Raw genomic sequence first — 16,414 nt, forward strand, 5'->3', positions numbered from 1 at the left:
CCTCGATGAAGTCGACGTCGGGCTTGTCCATCTGGCCCAGGAACTGGCGGGCGTAGGCCGACAGCGACTCGACGTAGCGGCGCTGGCCCTCGGCGAAGATCGTGTCGAAGGCGAGGCTGGACTTGCCCGAGCCGGAGAGCCCCGTGAAGACGATGAGCGCGTCACGGGGAAGGTCGAGCGAGACGTCCTTGAGGTTGTGCTCGCGGGCGCCCCGGATGATGAGCTGGTCGGCCACTGTGGTCCTCGTTCTGGCGGGCATGTCAGAGTCGAACACATGTTCGTCCCGGTGGCGAATCGGGTCAACCCGACTCACCGTTCCACCCTCTCACGCGGCACCGACACCCGGCCCATCGATCACCCGCGCGGGTGGGCGTCGGGAGGTGGCACGATGGGCCCGTGACCGACGTTGCGCGCCCCTCGCCCGACCAGATAGCCCGTGCCGACCAGGCGCTCGTGCGCACCGTGGACGGCCTCGCCGACGCGGACCACGCCGGCGCCTCGCTGCTCCCCGGCTGGACCCGTGCCCACGTCATCGCCCACCTCGCGCTCAACGCCGAGGGGCTGGCCGGTGTGCTGCGCGGGGCGCACCTGGGCCGGCCGCAGCCGATGTACGCCTCGCCCGAGGCTCGTGACAGTGACATCGCCGAGCTCGCCGCGGCGGGTCCCACGGTGGTCCGCGACCGCTTCCTCGCCTCGACCGGGCAGTTCTCCGAGGCGCTGGAGGCGATGCACCCGGACGACTGGGACGGCAGGTTCGAGCGGACCCCGGGCGGCCCGGACTTCGCGCTGGCCAACGTCGTGCTGATGCGGGTGCGCGAGGTGGAGATCCACCACGCCGACCTCGGTGCCGGCTACTCCCCCGCCGACTGGCCCGAGGACTTCCGGGTGCTCCTGCTGCAGTCCATGACCAAGCGCCCCTACCCCGCCCCGTTCAGCGTGCGGCCGAGCGAGCTCGACCGCACCTGGCACTACGGCGAGGGCGACGGCGGTCCCGTCGTCAGCGGTACGTCGGCGGCGCTGGGCTGGTGGCTCACCGGCCGGGGCACCGGCGAGGGACTCACGACCGATGCAGGAGCTCTCCCGGAGGTGGAGGCATGGTGACCGACGACCACGAGGACTACACCGGCGACGTGACACCGGGTGGTGAGCCCGACGTCCGGCGGCTCGGCGACCTGACGCTGACGAAGGTCGCGGTCGACCCCGCGATGTCCAACAACTGCTACATCCTGCACTGCGGCGTGACCGACGAAGTCGTGCTCATCGACGCCGCGGCCGAGCCCGAGCGCCTGCTGGAGCTGATCGGCGACCGGTCCCTCACCTCGATCGTCACCACGCACCAGCACTGGGACCACCACCGCGCGCTGGCCGCCGTCAAGGCCGCACACCCGGGGGCGGTCGTCGTCGCCGGGGAGCCCGACGCCGACGCGATCGAGGAGCAGACGGGTGTGGCCGTGGACCGCCGGGTGGGGGCGGGCGACAAGATCGCGGTCGGCACGTGCGACCTGCAGGTGATCCCGGTCGCGGGCCACACACCGGGGTCGATCTGCCTCCTGGTCGACGACACCTCGATCGCCCCGACGCCCCACCTCTTCACCGGCGACTGCCTGTTCCCCGGCGGCGTCGGCGCCACCCGGGGCGACGACGCGGCCGCCCTCTTCACCCAGCTGCTCGGCGAGGTGGAGACCAAGATCTTCGAGCGGCTGCCCGACGAGACCTGGTTCTACCCCGGCCACGGCAGCGACTCGGTGCTCGGCAACGAGCGCCCGCACCTCGAGGAGTGGCGCGAGCGCGGCTGGTAGCCCGCGGACGTGGGTCGGCGTGGACGTCGTGGCAGGCTTGAGGCATGAGCACGCGTGAGCTGACCCTGGCCGACTTCGAGCAGACCGTGAGCGGTGAGGGCATCGTCCTCGTCGACTTCTGGGCTGCGTGGTGCGGCCCGTGCCGTCAGTTCGCGCCCGTCTACGAGAAGGCGTCGGAGGACAACCCCGACATCGTGTTCGGCAAGGTCGACACCGAGGCCGAGCAGCAGCTGGCCCAGATGGCCGCGATCACCTCGATCCCCACGTTGATGCTCTTCCGCGACGGTGTCCTGCTCTTCAACCAGGCCGGCGCGCTGCCGCCCCAGGCGCTCGCCGGGGTGATCAGCCAGGCCCGCGAGCTCGACATGGACGCCGTGCGCCAGGAGGCGCAGGCCGCACAGGAGGCCGCGGCCAACGGCCCCCAGGACGAGGTCGACCTCGACGACTTCGCCGCCGCACACAGCCAGGGGGCGTACGTCGTCGACGTGCGCGAGGCGGACGAGGTGGCCGGCGGGCGCGTGCCCGGCGCGGTCCACATCCCGATGAACGACATCCCAGCGCGGATCGCCGAGCTGCCGCGCGACACCCCCTTCTTCGTCGTCTGCGCCGTCGGCGGCCGCAGCCGCCAGGTCGTCGACCACCTGCGCGCCGAGGGTCTCTCCGCCCTCAACGTCGCCGGTGGCACCAACGGCTGGGCGCAGCGCGGCTGGCCGCTGGAGCGCTGAGTCAGCCTCTGGGCAGCATCCGGGGAAGCAGCCGGCGCCGGGCCACGAGCCCGACGTGGGCGACGAGGGCCGCGAAGAAGACGAGGTGCCCGGTCACGTGCGGCCAGAGCAGGTCGTCGTCCCCCGACGCGACGAGCGCGAGACCGGTGACCGGGATCACGAACAAGGTGGCGAGCAGGACGCGCTCGGTCCACGTGGCGAGGCTCCGCTGCGCGGGCGTCAGCTGCTCGGCCCACGGCGGCAGGCCGGCCACCCGGCGCCACACCACCCGGGCCACCGCCAGCACCAGGATGGTCAGCCCCAGCGCGACGTGGACCTTGACCAGCGTGTCGGGGTCGTCGAGGTAGCCCTCCGACTCCCCGCCGCGTCCCCGGCCGCGCCCGCTCTCGCCCCCGCGGCCCCGACCGCGGCCGTGGCCGGAGTCGTCGGCGTCCATCACGTAGCCCACCGCCAGCTGGGCCCCCAGCGCGAGCACGGTCAGCCAGTGCAGCACCTTGGCGGCGGGACGGTAGCCGTTCGTGACGTCGTGGGGCGGCATCCGAGGATGCTAGCCACGGACGCGGACGACGGCCTCGCCCGTTGGGATAGCCTCACCGCGTGCTCATCTCCGACTCCCGGCAGGTCCTCTTCGTCCACGTCCCGAAGACCGGCGGCGTGTCGGTCGAGGAGACGGTCAAGGAGGCCTGTGCGGACGCCCGCAAGGCGCGTCCCGCCCTCGGTCGGCACGCCACGCTGGGCAAGATCCTCAAGCACGAGCCGCAGGTGATCGACTACTGGACCTTCGGCTTCGTCCGCAACCCGTGGGCCCGGATGGTCTCCTGGTACTCGATGATCGCGGCCTGGGACCGCCGCCACGGACCGAGCAGCGGCAAGCCGCAGGACGTCAAGCACAACTCGATGCGCGACGGCAACGAGATGTGGCGCGCCGCAGCCGCCTACTCGGGCTTCGACGAGTTCGTCATGCGCGGCACCGAGGAGCTCCCCCGCGTCGGCACGCCCCAGATCAGCTACCTGCGCGCACCCAGGTTCGGCCGCGAGGTCGACTTCGTCGGTCGCACCGAGAACTTCGTCGAGGACCTCCAGCGCGTGCAGGTGCAGCTCGGCCTCGAGCCGACCGTGCCGGTGCACAAGAACAAGTCCAAGCACGGCACCTACCACGACTACTTCACCGACGAGACCCGCCAGCGGATCGCCGAGGTCTACGCCGAGGACATCGAGATCTTCGGCTACACCTACTGAGCCGCCAGCCGGGTGCCGCGCGCGCCCGACCACTGGCCCGTGTCGGCGAGCCGGCGCCAGACGTCGTACTCCGGGGCGAAGTGCGCCTCTAGCGCCGCCCGCGTCGCCGGGGTGAGCCCGCCCCGCTCGGCGGCGGACGCGTTGCGGCGCTCGAACTCCAGCGGCACGCCGACCCGCCCGGCGAACCACGCCGACCACACGTCGGGGCGATCGACGCTGAAGACCCGGTCGACCGCGACCGCCCCCTGCGCGTGGATGAACTTCGCGGGCCGCCCGCGCGGGACCGGGGCGTCCGGGTCGTCGGCGAGGTAGTGCCGCGCGAAGTCGTCGAAGGACAGGTCGGCGGTCGACTGCCGGCTGTCGTCGCGCGCGCGGTAGCGCCACCACGACTCCAGCCAGGCGATCGGTTCGCGGAACATGGTGACGAGCTCGTAGGACTCCCGCGGGTGCCCCCGGTCGGCGAGCTCGTGCGCCACGGTGTGCACGAAGCCGCGGGCCGGGAGGTGCTTGCGGGAGGGTGGCGAGCTGACGACCTCGGTGGCGTACGGCGACAGGGTGCGCTCCAGCGACGTGCTCGCGGTCTTGGGCAGCGCGAGCAGCACGAAGTCCTGTCCGGGACCCAGCCCGAGGAACGTCATCACCCGGCGATCATCCACCATCGGTCCGACCTGTCACGCGTGCGTGGGCTAGCCTCTCGCCCGTGCTGATCTCCGACGCCAGGCGCGCACTCTTCGTGCACGTGCCCAAGACGGGCGGCGTCTCGGTGGGCGTGGCGTTCGAGCGCTGCTGCCCCGACGCGCGGAGCAAGACCCCGGGCGCTTCGCCGCCGCTGGGCCGGCACGCGCCGTACGAGCGGATCCTGCGCGCTGAGCCGCACACGGTCGAGTACTGGTCCTTCGCCTTCGTCCGCAACCCGTGGGCCCGGATGGTCTCGTGGTGGTCGATGATCGAGGACTGGGACCGGGAGTGGGGCCCGTCCAGCGGCAAGCCGCAGGGTGAGCAGGCCACAAGGATGCGCGGCAACGACATGTGGCGCGCGGCCGCGGCCTACTCGGGCTTCGAGGAGTTCGTGATGCGCGGCACCGAGGAGCTGCCGCGCGTCGGGCGCCCCCAGGTCGACTACCTCCGCGCACCGGGCCGCGAGGTCGACTTCGTGGGCCGCACGGAGACCTTCGCCGTCGACCTCGAGCAGGTCGAGCGCCACCTCGGGGGCTCGCCGACCGCGATCCCGCACCGCAACCGGTCGCCGCACGGCAGCTATCGCGACTATTACTCCGACGCGACCCGCGCCAAGGTCGCCGAGGTCTACGCCGACGACCTCGAGGCCTTCGGCTACACCTTCTAGTCGTTCTGGTCGGCTAGTCGTTCTGGTCGGCCTGGTCGTTCTCATCGGCCTGGTCGGCCGGGTGCGCCAGACTGCGCGCATGACGTTCCCCGACGGCTGGACCCGCGGCTCCCACACGTACGACGGCACGACCCACCCGACGTACCGACGCGGCAGCGGACCCGGGGTCGTCGTCATCCACGAGATCCCCGGCATCACGCCGGAGGTCGCGACGTTCGGCGATGAGGTGGTGGACGCCGGCCACACCGTGGTCATGCCCAGCCTCTTCGGCACCGATGGCGCGGCCATGACGGCCGGCTCGACGGCGAGGGCCCTGGGCCAGGTGTGCATCAGCCGGGAGTTCACCAAGCTGCGCACCGGCGAGACGGCGCCCGTGGCGGGATGGCTGCGCTCGCTGGCCCGGGAGCTGCACGCCGAGCTCGGCGGGCCGGGCGTCGGCGCCCTGGGCATGTGCTTCACCGGCGGCTTCGCGCTGGCCATGATGGTCGGCGACTCCGTCGCCGCGCCCGTGCTGTGCCAGCCCAGTGCCCCCTTCGCCGTCACGCCCGGCCGCTCGCGCGACCTCAACCTCTCCCCCGGCGACCTCGCCATCGTGAAGGGCCGGTGCGCGGCCGGGCAGCAGGTGCTCGGGTTGCGCTACCGCTCTGACCCTGCCGTCGGCAAGCGCTTCGACACGCTCACCACCGAGCTCGGCGACGCCTTCATCCGCGTCGAGCTCGAGGGCAAGGGCCACTCCACCGTGACCGCGCACCGGCAGCAGGCCGGGGTCGACGCGGTGCTCGGCTTCCTCGCCGCCCACCTCCGCCCGACGGCCTGAGGTCCGCACTCCGGGCCCGTTCGTGCTGGGGTGTACTGGCAAGTAGGTTGGTGGGGTGAGCTTCCTCGGTCGCCAGAGTGTCATCGCCGCCCTGACCGCCAACGCCGTACGTCCGGCCCGCGGGCAGCGGTCGGGCGTGGGGTCCTTCCTCGCGGGCTTCGTCTTCAACGAGACAGCGCCGCAGATGCTGGCGCTGACCGCGCTCGACGCGGCGGCCCACCTGCCCCGCGGTCGCCGCAAGGGCTTCCGCGCGAAGGCCGGGCTCGCCCTCGCGGGCGCCAGCGCGCTCGGCCTGACCCGCATGGTGCGTCGGAGCCAGCAGGCCGCCGACAGCCTCGAGGAGGCGCTGGTCGAGGGCCTCGGCGTCGACTACGTCGAGCAGCTCGACGAGGTGCCGGATCCCGCCGACCTGGCCACGCGGTGGCGGCACCTGGCCCGTCCCTTCGACTTCAGCGACGACGGCGTGCGGGTCATCCGCAACCTGTCCTACACCGACGCCGGCAGGCGCGGCCACCTCGACCTCTACCTCCCGGCCGGCGAGGACGCGATCACGGACGCGCCGGTGCTGCTCCAGGTGCACGGCGGGGCGTGGTCGGTCGGCGCGAAGGAGCACCAGGGCCGCCCGCTGATGAACCGGATGGCCGCCCAGGGCTGGGTGTGCGTGGCGATCAACTACCGCCTCTCCCCCCGCGACGCCTGGCCGGCCCACATCGTCGACGTCAAGCGCGCCATCGCCTGGGTCCGCGCCCACATCGCCGACTACGGCGGCAACCCCGACTACCTCGCGATCACCGGCGGCTCCGCCGGCGGCCACCTCACCGCGCTGGCAGCGCTGACGCCGGGCGACCCCGACTTCCAGCCGGGCTTCGAGGACGCCGACACCAGCGTGCAGGCGGCCGTCCCGTTCTACGGCGTCTACGACTTCGCCGGCTCCACCGGGCTGACCAACGCGATCGGGATGCGCGACACCTTCCTCGGCCCGCGAGTGATGCAGACGACGTGGACCGACGCACCGGACCTCTACGAGGCCGCGTCGCCGATCCTGCGGATCACCCCCGATGCCCCGGACTTCTTCGTGATCCACGGCGAGCTCGACAGCCTCGTGGCCGTCGACCAGGCTCGGATGTTCGTCGCCGAGCTGCGGCGCACCTCGAAGAAGTCGGTGGTCTACGCCGAGCTGCCCGGCGCCCAGCACGCCTTCGACGTCTTCCACTCCCTCCGCAGCGCCCACGCCGTGCGCGCCGTCGACCGCTACCTCACCTGGCACTGGAACACCTGGCGCCACGGCCTCGAGGCCGACAGCGGCGTCGAGCCCGAGGACCTCGACGGCCCGTCGGTCGAGCAGGGCGCCTAGCCCGTGACCCTCCCCGGCTCCCTCCCCGAGGACCTGCTGGTCCACGCCCGCGCCGCCAAGGGCTTCATGCCCGAGGACGAGGGCGCGCTGCTGCACGCGTGGGCGCGCGACCGGCTGCCCCACGGCCCGGCGCTGGAGGTCGGGACCTACTGCGGCAAGTCCGCGATCTGGCTCGGTGGTGCGGCCCGCGAGGTCGGCGGCACCGTCTTCACCGTCGACCACCACCGCGGCTCGGAGGAGAACCAGTCCGGCTGGGAGCACCACGACGACAGCCTCGTCGACCCCGACCTCGGCGTGATGGACACGCTGCCCACCTTCCGGCGCACCGTCGCCGGCGCGGGGCTGGAGGACCAGGTCGTCGCGGTCGTCGGTCGGTCCGAGACGGTGAGCCGGTGGTGGCGCACGCCGCTGTCGCTGCTCTTCATCGACGGTGGCCACGGCGTGGAGCCCGCGCGCGCCGACTTCCGCGGCTGGGCGCACCGGGTCATGGCGGGCGGGGTGCTCGTCATCCACGACGTCTTCCCCGACCCGGCCGACGGCGGCCGCCCGCCCTACGAGGACATCTACCTCCCCGCGCTGGCCAGCGGCGCCTTCACCGAGGTGGACGCGGTCGGCTCGATGCGGGTCCTACGCCGTACGACGGGCGAGGCCGGCGACCCGCTCGGCTGATCCCTCGGCCGACTCGCACCCGCACTCCAGGGCGATCTCGGCGAAGTCGGGCAGCGTGGCACCGCGCATGATGTCGGCGCCGGGCGTGCCGCCGGACAGGGCGTCGACGGCCAGCACGACCGCCGCGGCCGTGTAGGTGGTCTGCTCGTCGGGCCAGTTGACCTCGTCGGGCCACACGTAGCCGGTCCAGTAGGTGCCCTCGTCGGTGCGCAGGTGCTGCATGTCGGCGAGGAGCCGCAGCGCGCGGTCGCGGTCGCCGATGGCGTCGAGGGCCATCACCAGCTCGCAGGTCTCGGCGCCGGTCACCCAGGGGTTGGTGGACACGCAGCGGATCCCGAGGCCGGGCTCGACGAAGGTGTCCCACCGCTCGGCGAGCAGGGCGTACGCCGCCTCGCCGCGCACGGCGCCGCCGAGGACCGGGTAGTACCAGTCCATCGAGAACTCGGACTTGTCGAGGAACAGGTCGCGGTGCTCGCGCAGCGCGTGGCCCAGGCGTCCGCCGGCCAGCTCCCACTCGACCTGCGGCTCCCCCACCAGCTCGGCGAGGGCGACCCCGGCGCGCAGCGAGTGGTGGATGCTCGACGACCCGGCGAGCAGCGCGTCCTCGTTGACCGTGGCCGGGTTGCCGTCGCGCCACTCCTGCGACCAGGCGACGCCGCCGAAGGGCAGCTGCAGCGACGCGACGAAGTCGAGGGCGCGCCGCACGGTCGGCCACATGAGGCGGACGAACGCCTCGTCCCGGGTCACGAGCCAGTGGTGCCACACCGCCACCGCGACGTACGCCGACATGTTGGACTCGCCGGAGTGGTCCTCGACCTCTCCCCCGACGATCTTCATCGGCCACGAGCCGTCGGCCCGCTGCGTGGCACGCACCCAGGCGAAGGCACGCTCGGCGGCCCCGCGCTGGTCGCCGACCATCAGGGCCATCGCCGACTCGAGGTGGTTCCACACGTCGGTGTGCTCACCGGGGCTCCACGGGACGGCTCCCGACGGCTCCTGCATCGCGGCGATGGAGGCCGCGGTCTGCTCGACCTGCGCCCGGGTGAGGATCTCTTCGATGGCGAGGGGTCCGCTCATGCGGCGGGCGTGGGGTCGGGCGTCGGGTCGGGCTTGGTGAAGTAGAGCACCATGCTCTTGCCGATGAGCGGGTCGAGGACCTTGCCTGCCGCCCGGAGCGACCGGGGGTTCTTCATGATCTCCCACACCAGGAGCTTGTGGTAGGTCCTGGCGAGCGGGTGGTCGTCGTTGGTGACGCCGACCGCGCACTTGATCCACCAGTAGGGCGCGTGCAGCCCGTGGGCGTAGTCCTTGCCCGTGAAGACCATCGCGTCACCGGGGGTGCCGTCGTTGGAGCGACCGGCCTTGGTGACCTTGTCGACGAGCTCCTCGGCCGTGTAGATCCGGACGTGGCCGCCCTCGGCGTTGTGGTAGTCGTCGGAGAGCTTCCAGTTGACGATCTCGGGCAGCCAGCGCGGCACCGAGATCGCCAGGGAGCCGCCCGGGCGCAGCACCCGGACCAGCTCCTTGATCGCGTCGACGTCCGCGTGGATGTGCTCGAGCACCTCGGCCGCGACGACCCGGTCGAACTCGCCGTCGGCGAAGGGCAGGGCGAGGGCGTCGCCCTCCTTCACGTCTGCCTCCGCACCGATCGGGACCTCGCCGGCGTCACGCATCGCGGCGAACCACTCGCGCACCGTGGCCAGCTCGTCGGGGTCCTGGTCGAAGGCGATGACGTCGGCGCCGCGCTTGTACATCTCGAAGGCGTGGCGCCCGGCGCCGCAGCCCATGTCGAGCACGCGCTCGCCCGGGCGCAGCCCGAGTCGGTCGAAGTCAACGGTCAGCACTCTGGTACTCCTCCTGCTCACGCCGGCCCTGCTCGATCTGGAAGGCGGCGATGGTCTCCTCGTAGGCGGCGGCGGTGGCCTCGGCCACGGCACGCCAGCTGAACAGCTCCTGCACGCGGGCCCGGCCTGCCGCACCCATCGCCGTACGCCGCTCCGGGTCGTCGAGCAGTGCCGCGATGGCGCTCGTCAGCTCGCCGACGTCGCCGGGCGTGACGAGGTCGGCGCACTCGCCGTCGGGCCCGACGACCTCCGGGATGGCGCCGGCGCGCGAGACCACGAGCGGCGTCGCGCACGCCATCAGCTCGGCGGTCGGGAGCGAGAAGCCCTCGTAGAGCGACGGCACGCAGGCCACCTCGGCCGATCCCATCACCTCGACGAGCTCCTCGTCGCTGACGCCGCTGACGAAGCTGACCTTGTCGGCGATGCCGAGCTGGTCGATCAGCTGCTCGGTGCGCCCTCCCGGCTCGGGGCGGGTGACCAGGACCAGCGAGATCTCCCGCTCGACGGCCAGCTTGGCGAACGCCTCCAGCAGGGTCGCGATGCCCTTCATCGGGGCGTCGGCGCTCGCCATCGCGAGGATCCGGCCCGGCACGCGCGGCGCGGTCGGCGGCGCGAAGACGTCGTCGACGCCGAGCAGGATGGTCTCGATGCGCGCCGGGTCGACGCCGAAGTCGCGCGCGATGTCGCGCGCGCTGCTCTCCGACGGCACGAGCACCTTGCGCAGCCGCTTCGCCACCTTGCCCTGCATCCGCAGGAAGCCGTACCACCGGTGCAGCGTGAGCCGCTTGCGCCGGGTCGGGGCGGTCTGCAGGTCGATCTGGCGGTCCATGGTGATCGGGTGGTGGATCGTCGCGACGACGGGCAGGCCGTAGGACTCCAGCTCCATGATCCCGGGGGCGAGCACCTGGTTGTCGTGGGCGATGTCGAAGTCGCCGGCCCGCTCCCGCATCAGCCGCGCCACCCGCGAGCCGAAGGTCTTCGGCTCCGGGAACCCGGCCGTGCACATGGTGAGGAACTCCTCGACGTCGATCCGGTCGCGGAACTCGCGCAGCTTCGGCACCCGGAACGGGTCCGGCTCGCGGTAGAGGTCGAGGCTGGGCACCTTGGTGAGCCGGACGCCCTCGTCGAGGTCGGGGTAGGGCTGCCCGGAGAAGACCTCGACGTCGTGACCCAGGCGTACGAGCTCACGGCTCAGGTGCCGGATGTAGACGCCCTGGCCGCCGCAGTGCGGCTTGCTCCGGTAGGACAGCATGGCGATGCGCAACGGTTCTGCCTTTCGTCCTGCTCCGAGGTGGCGCTCGATGAGTCCCCCATTATGCCTACTGACCGGTAGGACCCGCGGGGCTCACCCCTCGCTGGAGTGACCGGGGAACACGTGGGCCGTGGGATCGAGGGCGACGGCCGCGTTGTTGACCGCGGTGGCGGCCTCCCCGAAGCCGACCGCGATGAGGCGGACCTTGCCCGGGTAGTCGGTGATGTCGCCGGCGGCGAAGACGCGCGGCAGGTTGGTCCGCATCGCGGTGTCGACGACGACGTGGCGTTTCGAGGTGACCAGCCCCCAGCGCTGGATCGCGCCGAGGTCGGCGACGAATCCGAGGGCCGCCACCAGCGCCTGGGCCGGCCGGGTCTGCGGCTCCTGGCCGTCGACGCTGATCTCGACCTCCTCCAGGTGCGCCTCCCCGCGCAGGGCGGTCACCTCCGCGTTGGTGATGATCTCGACGTTGGAGTCCTTCACCTGCGCGACGGTCCGCTCGTGCGCCCGGAAGGCGTCGCGACGGTGCACGAGGGTCACCGAGGCGGCGAGGGGCTCGAGGTGCTGGGCCCAGTCGAAGGCACTGTCCCCACCGCCGACGATGACGACGTCCTTGCCGGCGTACGGCGCGAAGCTCGGCACGAAGAACTCCATGCCTCGCCCCACCCAGCCCTCGCCGGCCGGGAGCGGGCGCGGGCTGAACTTCCCGATGCCGGAGGTGATCATGACGGCGCCGGCCACGATGCGGGTGTCGTCGTCGAGGGTGACGACCACGTCGTCGTCGCGGTGCTCCAGGGTGCTGGCGGTGCGGTCGAGCAGGTACGTCGGGTGGGCGGTGGCCGCCTGCTCCACGAGGCCGGCGACGAGGTCGCGGCCCTTGACGGTGGGGAAGCCCGCCACGTCAAGGATGGCCTTCTCCGGGTACATCGCGGTGATCTGGCCGCCCAGCTCGGGCAGCGAGTCGACGACGGCGACGCTCATCCCGCGGAATCCCGCGTAGTAGGCGGAGTAGAGCCCCGTCGGGCCCGCTCCGATGATCAGCAGGTCGGTCGTCACGTCATCCACGTCGCGATCCTGACGGCCCGGGAGCGTGCTCACAAGGCATCGAGCTCGCTGACCTTCCACACGCCGCGGGTGCGCACGAGGGTGACGAGCACCCGGTCGAGGTCGAGCAGGGGCGTGTCGAGGTCGTCGCCCTCGGTGCGCTGGTTGACGAAGACCAGCACCCGGGCGTACGCCGGCGAGGCCGTCACGACACCGGTGTCGACCACCTCGGCGGTCACGACAGTGTGGTCGCGTCGGCTGGACGTGGCCACACCGGCCATCGTGCGGTCGTACTGCGCGAGCATGCCGCCGGTCAGCAGCTCCCGGGCTGCGGCCTTGTCGTCGGCGAGCGTCTCCCATCCATAGCTGTAGACGCGGGTGGCCGCCTCGGCCGCCGCGTCGCGCACCGCCGACCTGACCTCCGCCGAGACCGCGGTCGCCTCGGTGGACGCGGCCGAGGTGACGGCCGCGGCGGACCCGTCGTCCTCGCGGACCAGCCACACCACGACCACCGCGGCGGCGAGCACGAGCAGGGCCAGCACGGAGATGAGTCGCTTCTGCGTGGTCATCGGGTCACCTCACGAACTCGAGGGTGCTGGTGAGCCACCGGTCGCCCTCGCGGACCAGGACGAGCCTCAGGCGGTAGTAGCGGACCTGGCCCTCGCTGTCGGTGCTGGTGTTGGTCACGGTGCTGTTGGCGGCGACCAGCACGGTGGCCGAGCCGTCGTCGACGTCGCCGACACCGAGGGAGACCACCTCACCGGTCGAGGTCGCCTTCGTCCGGATCGCCTCGCTGGTCAACATGTCGCGCTGGGACTCGTACTGCTCTGCGAAGTCGCCGGTGGCACCCGCGAGGACCGCGTCGACGAGCGGATCCATGTCGGTGTGGTCGACGGTCAGGAAGGCCAGGGCCTCGGCGCGAGCGGCCTCCGCGACCTCCCGCTGGGCGGTGGTGAGGTCGTCGTCGGCGGAGTCCCGCGACGTCGCCAGCACGCCGATCGCCACCAGCAGCGCGACGAGCGCGACCGACAGTGCGCCGATCACCCACCTGCCACCGCGTGCGCCCACGCGGCGAACCTAGCCCAGCGGAGGGGCCGCGCGCCGCTCAGACCCGCTGGCCGGCCTCCCTAGACTGCGTGATCGTGAAGCGACGTCTCGACCAGCTGGTGGCGCACCCGTCCGGGATGCTGCTGGCCGCGCAGCTGCTCCAGGTCCTCGCGTGGCCGTTCCTCGACGGCTCGGTCGTCGGGCAGACGCTCCTGGGCGTCATCGGGATGCTGGCCGTCGGTTCGGCGGTGCTCGCGGTCCGGCGTACGCCGCTCGTGAGCCGCGTCGTGCTCGTGCTGGGAGCACCGGCCATGGTGCTGACGCTGCTCGAGCCGGTCTTCAGGGACACCGACGCGATCGTGCTTGCCTCGGGACTGCTGCACACGCCGTTCTACTTCTACGTCTCCTACGCGATGCTGCGCTACCTGCTCCACGACGACGAGGTCACCACCGACGAGTACTTCGCGACCGGCGCCGCGTTCACCGTGGTGGCGTGGGGCTTCGCCTACGCCTTCGCGGCGGTGCAGGTGGTGTGGCCCAACTCCTTCTCCAGCCCCGCGGGCTTCGACCAGTCGTGGTTCGAGCTGCTCTACCTGTCGTTCTCCACGCTCACCAGCGTGGGGCTCTCCGACATCGTCGCGGTGGGGGCCCACGCCCGCTCGATCGTGATGCTGGAGATGATGGTCGGTGTCTTCTACATCGCCATGGTGGTCGCCCGCATGGTCGGCCTGACCATGATGCGCAAGCGCTGACGCCTCAGGCGTCCCAGCCCTCGGGCCGGTCGCGCTTCGGCAGCCTGGACACGACGAGCCGGTAGGACTCCTCGACCGCGTCGACGAGCTCCTCGTCGGGGATGGCCCCGGCCAGAGCTAGGTCGTTCCAGCCGGACCGCCCGATGTAGGCCATCACGCCGGCGTCGTCGGGGTAGCGGTGGAGCCACTCGTCGGCGACCTCGCGCGTCGCCCCGGCCTTGACCCCGACGGTGTGGGCGGCGAGGAAGGCGAAGATCTTGCCGCGCTCGCCCGGGCCGACCTTGAAGACCGGGTGGTCGTGGCCCCACGGGTTGTCGGGCCACGCGCCGGGCAGCCCCGCGCACAGCTCCTGCATCCGTGCCACGTCCACCCGGTCACCCCTCAGTCGTCGGAGTCCTCGTCCTCCTCGTCGTCGAGGAGGCCTTCCTTCTCGGCAGCCCTCACGATGCGACGGACGTTGTCGATGGCGCCGCAGTCGGCATCGAGCTGGGCGTTGCGCTCGGTGGCGAACGCCGTCCCGAGCTCGACCCGCACCTGCTCCCCCACCTCTTCCCTGGCCGGGTTGAGGATGGTGAGCTCCTCCTCGGTCAGGTGGTGGTTGAGGACCTTGGCCAGCTCCTCGACGGCGTCGTCGAAGGCCTGCGTGTCGGTGCCCTTGAGCTCGAGCACCGCGAGCATCGCCTCGTGGCCCTCGGCGTGCTCCTCCTCGCCGTGCTCGGCCTCGTGCTCGGTGATGGCGTGCTTGCGGCGGAGCTTGGGATAGACGTGCTTCTCCTCGGCCTCCGCGTGGGCCACGTGCAGGGCGGCCAGCGCGTGGCGTACGGCGTCGCGGTCCGAGGTGCTGTCACGCAGGTCGCGCAGGAGCGCCTCGAAGCGCCGGTGGTCGTCGAGGATCAGGTCGATGACGTCGCCGGAGATCGGGCGACCGAGGTCGATGGGAGTGCTCATGCCAGTGAAAATAGCCCCCTTGGGGGGCCGATGGCACTGCTCCCACCTCCGCAGGGGTGGTCCGCCTACGATGGCGTCGTGCCAGGCATCGAGGTGTGGGACCAGTTCGACCACGACCCACGCATCCCCGCCAACGCGGCGATGCGGTCGTCGGACCGCGACCGCGCCGTGATCGAGTCCGTGCTCGCCGACGCCTTCGCGGAGGGGCGCATCACCCGCGCCGAGTACGACGAGCGCACCGACGCGGCGATCGCCAGCCGCACCCTGGGCGACCTGATGCCGCTGGTCGAGGACCTGCCCGTCGCCCGGGCGCCGCGCTCCAGCGTCGACGACCTGCACCGGCAGGCCGTCCGCAAGTGGGAGGGCGACCGGCGCGAGGCGCTGCTCGGCCTGGTCGGGCTCTCGGCGCTGCTCTGGACGATCTGGGCCGTCACCATGTGGGGCGAGTTCCCGTGGCCACTGTTTCCCATGGGGTTCGCGCTGATGAACCTCGTGCGCGTCGTCGCGCGGAAGCAGGACATCATCGACGAGCACGTCCGCGAGCTGGAGAAGAAGGAGCGCAAGGAGCTCAAGAAGCGCGAAGACGGGATCTGAGGCCTCTCCTCACTTCGTTGCTTCCATCATCTGGCGGAGCTCCTTCTTGAGGTCGGAGATCTCGTCGCGCAGGCGCGCAGCCACCTCGAAGTGCAGGTCGGCGGCCGCGGTCTTCATCTGGTCGGTCAGCGCCTGGATCAGCTCGGCCAGGTCGCTGCTCGGGATGCCAGCGGTGTCGGGCATGTCGTGGTGGATCTTCGAGAGCGCAGGGGTCGGCGACTTGCCCGCCTTCACGCCGCCGGCGCGACCCTTCTGGCCCACGTCGGCCCAGGTGCGCAGCAGCTCCTCGGTGTTCTCGTCCTCGCGCGCCAGCATCTCGGTGATGTCGGCGATCTTCTTGCGCAGCGGCTGCGGGTCGAGGCCGCGCTCCTTGTTGTAGGCGACCTGGATGGCGCGGCGACGGTTGGTCTCGCCGATCGCGTTCTCCATCGACGGCGTGATCTTGTCGGCGTACATGTGGACCTGGCCGGAGACGTTGCGCGCCGCACGGCCGATCGTCTGGATGAGCGACTTGTCGGAGCGGAGGAAGCCCTCCTTGTCGGCGTCGAGGATCGCCACCAGCGACACCTCGGGCAGGTCGAGGCCCTCGCGGAGGAGGTTGATGCCGACGAGCACGTCGTACTCGCCCATCCGCAGCTCACGGAGCAGCTCGATGCGGCGCAGCGTGTCGACCTCGGAGTGGAGGTATCGGGTGCGGATGCCGGCGTCGAGGAGGTAGTCGGTGAGGTCCTCGGACATCTTCTTGGTCAGCGTGGTGACGAGGATCCGCTCGTTCTTGTCGGCGCGGGTGCGGATCTCGTGGATCAGGTCGTCGATCTGGCCCTTGGTCGGCTTGACCACGACCTCGGGGTCGACCAGGCCGGTCGGGCGGATGATCTGCTGGACGAAGCCGTCGGATTTGGCGAGCTCGTACTTGCCGGGGGTGGCGGACAGGTAGACCGTCTGGCCCACGCGTTCCTGGAACTCGTCCCACTTCAGCGGGCGG

22 protein-coding genes are annotated in these 16,414 nt (G+C 71.7%); 10 read left to right on the forward strand and 12 right to left on the reverse strand.

The features are described 5' to 3' along the window. A partial coding sequence (locus JWN97_RS20185; RefSeq protein ID WP_297627286.1) for a hypothetical protein occupies window positions 1–259 on the reverse strand: 259 nt, incomplete at its 3' end. A 137-nt stretch (window positions 260–396) separates the two neighbouring features. On the opposite strand from JWN97_RS20185, the gene JWN97_RS20190 reads away from it, so the two are divergent. The 3 genes from JWN97_RS20190 to trxA are packed head-to-tail and all read left to right on the forward strand — an operon-like array spanning window position 397 to window position 2,524. After that, a complete protein-coding gene (locus JWN97_RS20190; protein WP_297627289.1) occupies window positions 397–1,101 on the forward strand; it encodes a maleylpyruvate isomerase family mycothiol-dependent enzyme in 705 nt (234 codons plus the stop codon). Next, a complete protein-coding gene (locus JWN97_RS20195) occupies window positions 1,095–1,799 on the forward strand; it encodes an MBL fold metallo-hydrolase (protein ID WP_363321316.1) in 705 nt (234 codons plus the stop codon). Before JWN97_RS20190 ends, JWN97_RS20195 begins: the two co-directional genes overlap by 7 nt. Before the next feature lie 44 nt (window positions 1,800–1,843). Further along, window positions 1,844–2,524 (forward strand): thioredoxin, encoded by a 681-nt coding sequence (gene trxA, locus JWN97_RS21315; RefSeq protein ID WP_363321317.1) that lies wholly within the window; start codon window positions 1,844–1,846, stop codon window positions 2,522–2,524. A gap of 1 nt (window position 2,525) precedes the next feature. On the opposite strand, the gene JWN97_RS20210 is transcribed toward trxA, so the two are convergent. Continuing rightward, window positions 2,526–3,062: a cytochrome b/b6 domain-containing protein gene (locus JWN97_RS20210; RefSeq protein WP_297627292.1), complete on the reverse strand. Its 537-nt coding sequence runs from the start codon at window positions 3,060–3,062 to the stop codon at window positions 2,526–2,528. Between the two features lie 59 nt (window positions 3,063–3,121). Here JWN97_RS20210 and JWN97_RS20215 point away from each other — a divergent pair, with 59 nt between their 5' ends. Further along, on the forward strand, window positions 3,122–3,763 hold the full coding sequence (locus JWN97_RS20215) for a sulfotransferase family 2 domain-containing protein (RefSeq protein ID WP_297627295.1): 642 nt from the start codon (window positions 3,122–3,124) through the stop codon (window positions 3,761–3,763). Here the strand turns inward: JWN97_RS20215 and JWN97_RS20220 are convergent. Then, entirely contained in the window at window positions 3,757–4,422 is a 666-nt protein-coding gene (locus JWN97_RS20220) for a hypothetical protein (protein ID WP_297627298.1), read from the reverse strand. The two genes, JWN97_RS20215 and JWN97_RS20220, sit on opposite strands and share 7 nt — an antisense overlap. 41 nt (window positions 4,423–4,463) lie before the next feature. Between JWN97_RS20220 and JWN97_RS20225 the strand changes: the two genes are divergently transcribed. From JWN97_RS20225 to JWN97_RS20240, 4 genes are all read left to right on the forward strand, one after another. Then, the gene (locus JWN97_RS20225; RefSeq protein WP_297627301.1) at window positions 4,464–5,108 is read left to right on the forward strand and encodes a sulfotransferase family 2 domain-containing protein; all 645 of its coding nucleotides are present in this window, start codon (window positions 4,464–4,466) and stop codon (window positions 5,106–5,108) included. 79 nt (window positions 5,109–5,187) lie between these two features. Continuing rightward, the gene (locus JWN97_RS20230; protein ID WP_297627304.1) at window positions 5,188–5,925 is read left to right on the forward strand and encodes a dienelactone hydrolase family protein; all 738 of its coding nucleotides are present in this window, start codon (window positions 5,188–5,190) and stop codon (window positions 5,923–5,925) included. Between the two features lie 55 nt (window positions 5,926–5,980). Continuing rightward, complete coding sequence (locus tag JWN97_RS20235) at window positions 5,981–7,279, forward strand: alpha/beta hydrolase (protein WP_297627307.1); 1,299 nt, start codon at window positions 5,981–5,983, stop codon at window positions 7,277–7,279. A 3-nt stretch (window positions 7,280–7,282) separates the two neighbouring features. Continuing rightward, the gene (locus JWN97_RS20240) at window positions 7,283–7,948 is read left to right on the forward strand and encodes a class I SAM-dependent methyltransferase (protein ID WP_297627310.1); all 666 of its coding nucleotides are present in this window, start codon (window positions 7,283–7,285) and stop codon (window positions 7,946–7,948) included. Here JWN97_RS20240 and JWN97_RS20245 read toward each other — a convergent pair. From JWN97_RS20245 to JWN97_RS20270, 6 genes are all read right to left on the reverse strand, one after another. Next, complete coding sequence (locus JWN97_RS20245; RefSeq protein ID WP_297627313.1) at window positions 7,907–9,025, reverse strand: prenyltransferase; 1,119 nt, start codon at window positions 9,023–9,025, stop codon at window positions 7,907–7,909. The two genes, JWN97_RS20240 and JWN97_RS20245, sit on opposite strands and share 42 nt — an antisense overlap. Further along, on the reverse strand, window positions 9,022–9,792 hold the full coding sequence (locus JWN97_RS20250) for a class I SAM-dependent methyltransferase (RefSeq protein WP_297627316.1): 771 nt from the start codon (window positions 9,790–9,792) through the stop codon (window positions 9,022–9,024). Before JWN97_RS20250 ends, JWN97_RS20245 begins: the two co-directional genes overlap by 4 nt. After that, window positions 9,779–11,056, reverse strand: a complete 1,278-nt coding sequence (locus JWN97_RS20255) for a glycosyltransferase family 4 protein (protein WP_297627319.1) — start codon at window positions 11,054–11,056, stop codon at window positions 9,779–9,781. Before JWN97_RS20255 ends, JWN97_RS20250 begins: the two co-directional genes overlap by 14 nt. 81 nt (window positions 11,057–11,137) lie before the next feature. Next, on the reverse strand, window positions 11,138–12,109 hold the full coding sequence (locus JWN97_RS20260) for an NAD(P)/FAD-dependent oxidoreductase (RefSeq protein WP_297627322.1): 972 nt from the start codon (window positions 12,107–12,109) through the stop codon (window positions 11,138–11,140). 29 nt (window positions 12,110–12,138) lie between these two features. Then, entirely contained in the window at window positions 12,139–12,657 is a 519-nt protein-coding gene (locus JWN97_RS20265) for a hypothetical protein (protein WP_297627334.1), read from the reverse strand. A gap of 4 nt (window positions 12,658–12,661) precedes the next feature. Continuing rightward, window positions 12,662–13,156, reverse strand: a complete 495-nt coding sequence (locus JWN97_RS20270; RefSeq protein ID WP_297627337.1) for a hypothetical protein — start codon at window positions 13,154–13,156, stop codon at window positions 12,662–12,664. 74 nt (window positions 13,157–13,230) lie between these two features. On the opposite strand from JWN97_RS20270, the gene JWN97_RS20275 reads away from it, so the two are divergent. Further along, a complete protein-coding gene (locus JWN97_RS20275; RefSeq protein WP_297627339.1) occupies window positions 13,231–13,887 on the forward strand; it encodes a potassium channel family protein in 657 nt (218 codons plus the stop codon). A 4-nt stretch (window positions 13,888–13,891) separates the two neighbouring features. Here the strand turns inward: JWN97_RS20275 and JWN97_RS20280 are convergent, their stop codons facing one another. Continuing rightward, on the reverse strand, window positions 13,892–14,257 hold the full coding sequence (locus JWN97_RS20280; RefSeq protein WP_297627342.1) for an MmcQ/YjbR family DNA-binding protein: 366 nt from the start codon (window positions 14,255–14,257) through the stop codon (window positions 13,892–13,894). A gap of 11 nt (window positions 14,258–14,268) precedes the next feature. Then, entirely contained in the window at window positions 14,269–14,835 is a 567-nt protein-coding gene (locus tag JWN97_RS20285; RefSeq protein WP_297627344.1) for a hemerythrin domain-containing protein, read from the reverse strand. Between the two features lie 78 nt (window positions 14,836–14,913). On the opposite strand from JWN97_RS20285, the gene JWN97_RS20290 reads away from it, so the two are divergent. Then, on the forward strand, window positions 14,914–15,429 hold the full coding sequence (locus JWN97_RS20290) for a DUF1707 domain-containing protein (protein WP_297627347.1): 516 nt from the start codon (window positions 14,914–14,916) through the stop codon (window positions 15,427–15,429). A gap of 9 nt (window positions 15,430–15,438) precedes the next feature. On the opposite strand, the gene JWN97_RS20295 is transcribed toward JWN97_RS20290, so the two are convergent. Next, the coding region (locus JWN97_RS20295; protein ID WP_297627357.1) for a helicase-related protein at window positions 15,439–16,414 on the reverse strand (976 nt) is incomplete at its 5' end.

It is taken from the genome of Nocardioides sp. (genome assembly GCF_025965415.1).
Lineage (GTDB): Bacteria > Actinomycetota > Actinomycetes > Propionibacteriales > Nocardioidaceae > Nocardioides.

Coding starts and splice junctions, on each gene's coding strand:
- JWN97_RS20195 (WP_363321316.1), top strand. CDS start 1,095: ATGGTGACCGACGACCACGAGGACTACACCGGCGACGTGACACCGGGT.
- trxA (WP_363321317.1), top strand. CDS start 1,844: ATGAGCACGCGTGAGCTGACCCTGGCCGACTTCGAGCAGACCGTGAGC.
- JWN97_RS20210 (WP_297627292.1), bottom strand. CDS start 3,062: ATGCCGCCCCACGACGTCACGAACGGCTACCGTCCCGCCGCCAAGGTG.
- JWN97_RS20220 (WP_297627298.1), bottom strand. CDS start 4,422: ATGGTGGATGATCGCCGGGTGATGACGTTCCTCGGGCTGGGTCCCGGA.
- JWN97_RS20230 (WP_297627304.1), top strand. CDS start 5,188: ATGACGTTCCCCGACGGCTGGACCCGCGGCTCCCACACGTACGACGGC.
- JWN97_RS20245 (WP_297627313.1), bottom strand. CDS start 9,025: ATGAGCGGACCCCTCGCCATCGAAGAGATCCTCACCCGGGCGCAGGTC.
- JWN97_RS20265 (WP_297627334.1), bottom strand. CDS start 12,657: ATGACCACGCAGAAGCGACTCATCTCCGTGCTGGCCCTGCTCGTGCTC.
- JWN97_RS20285 (WP_297627344.1), bottom strand. CDS start 14,835: ATGAGCACTCCCATCGACCTCGGTCGCCCGATCTCCGGCGACGTCATC.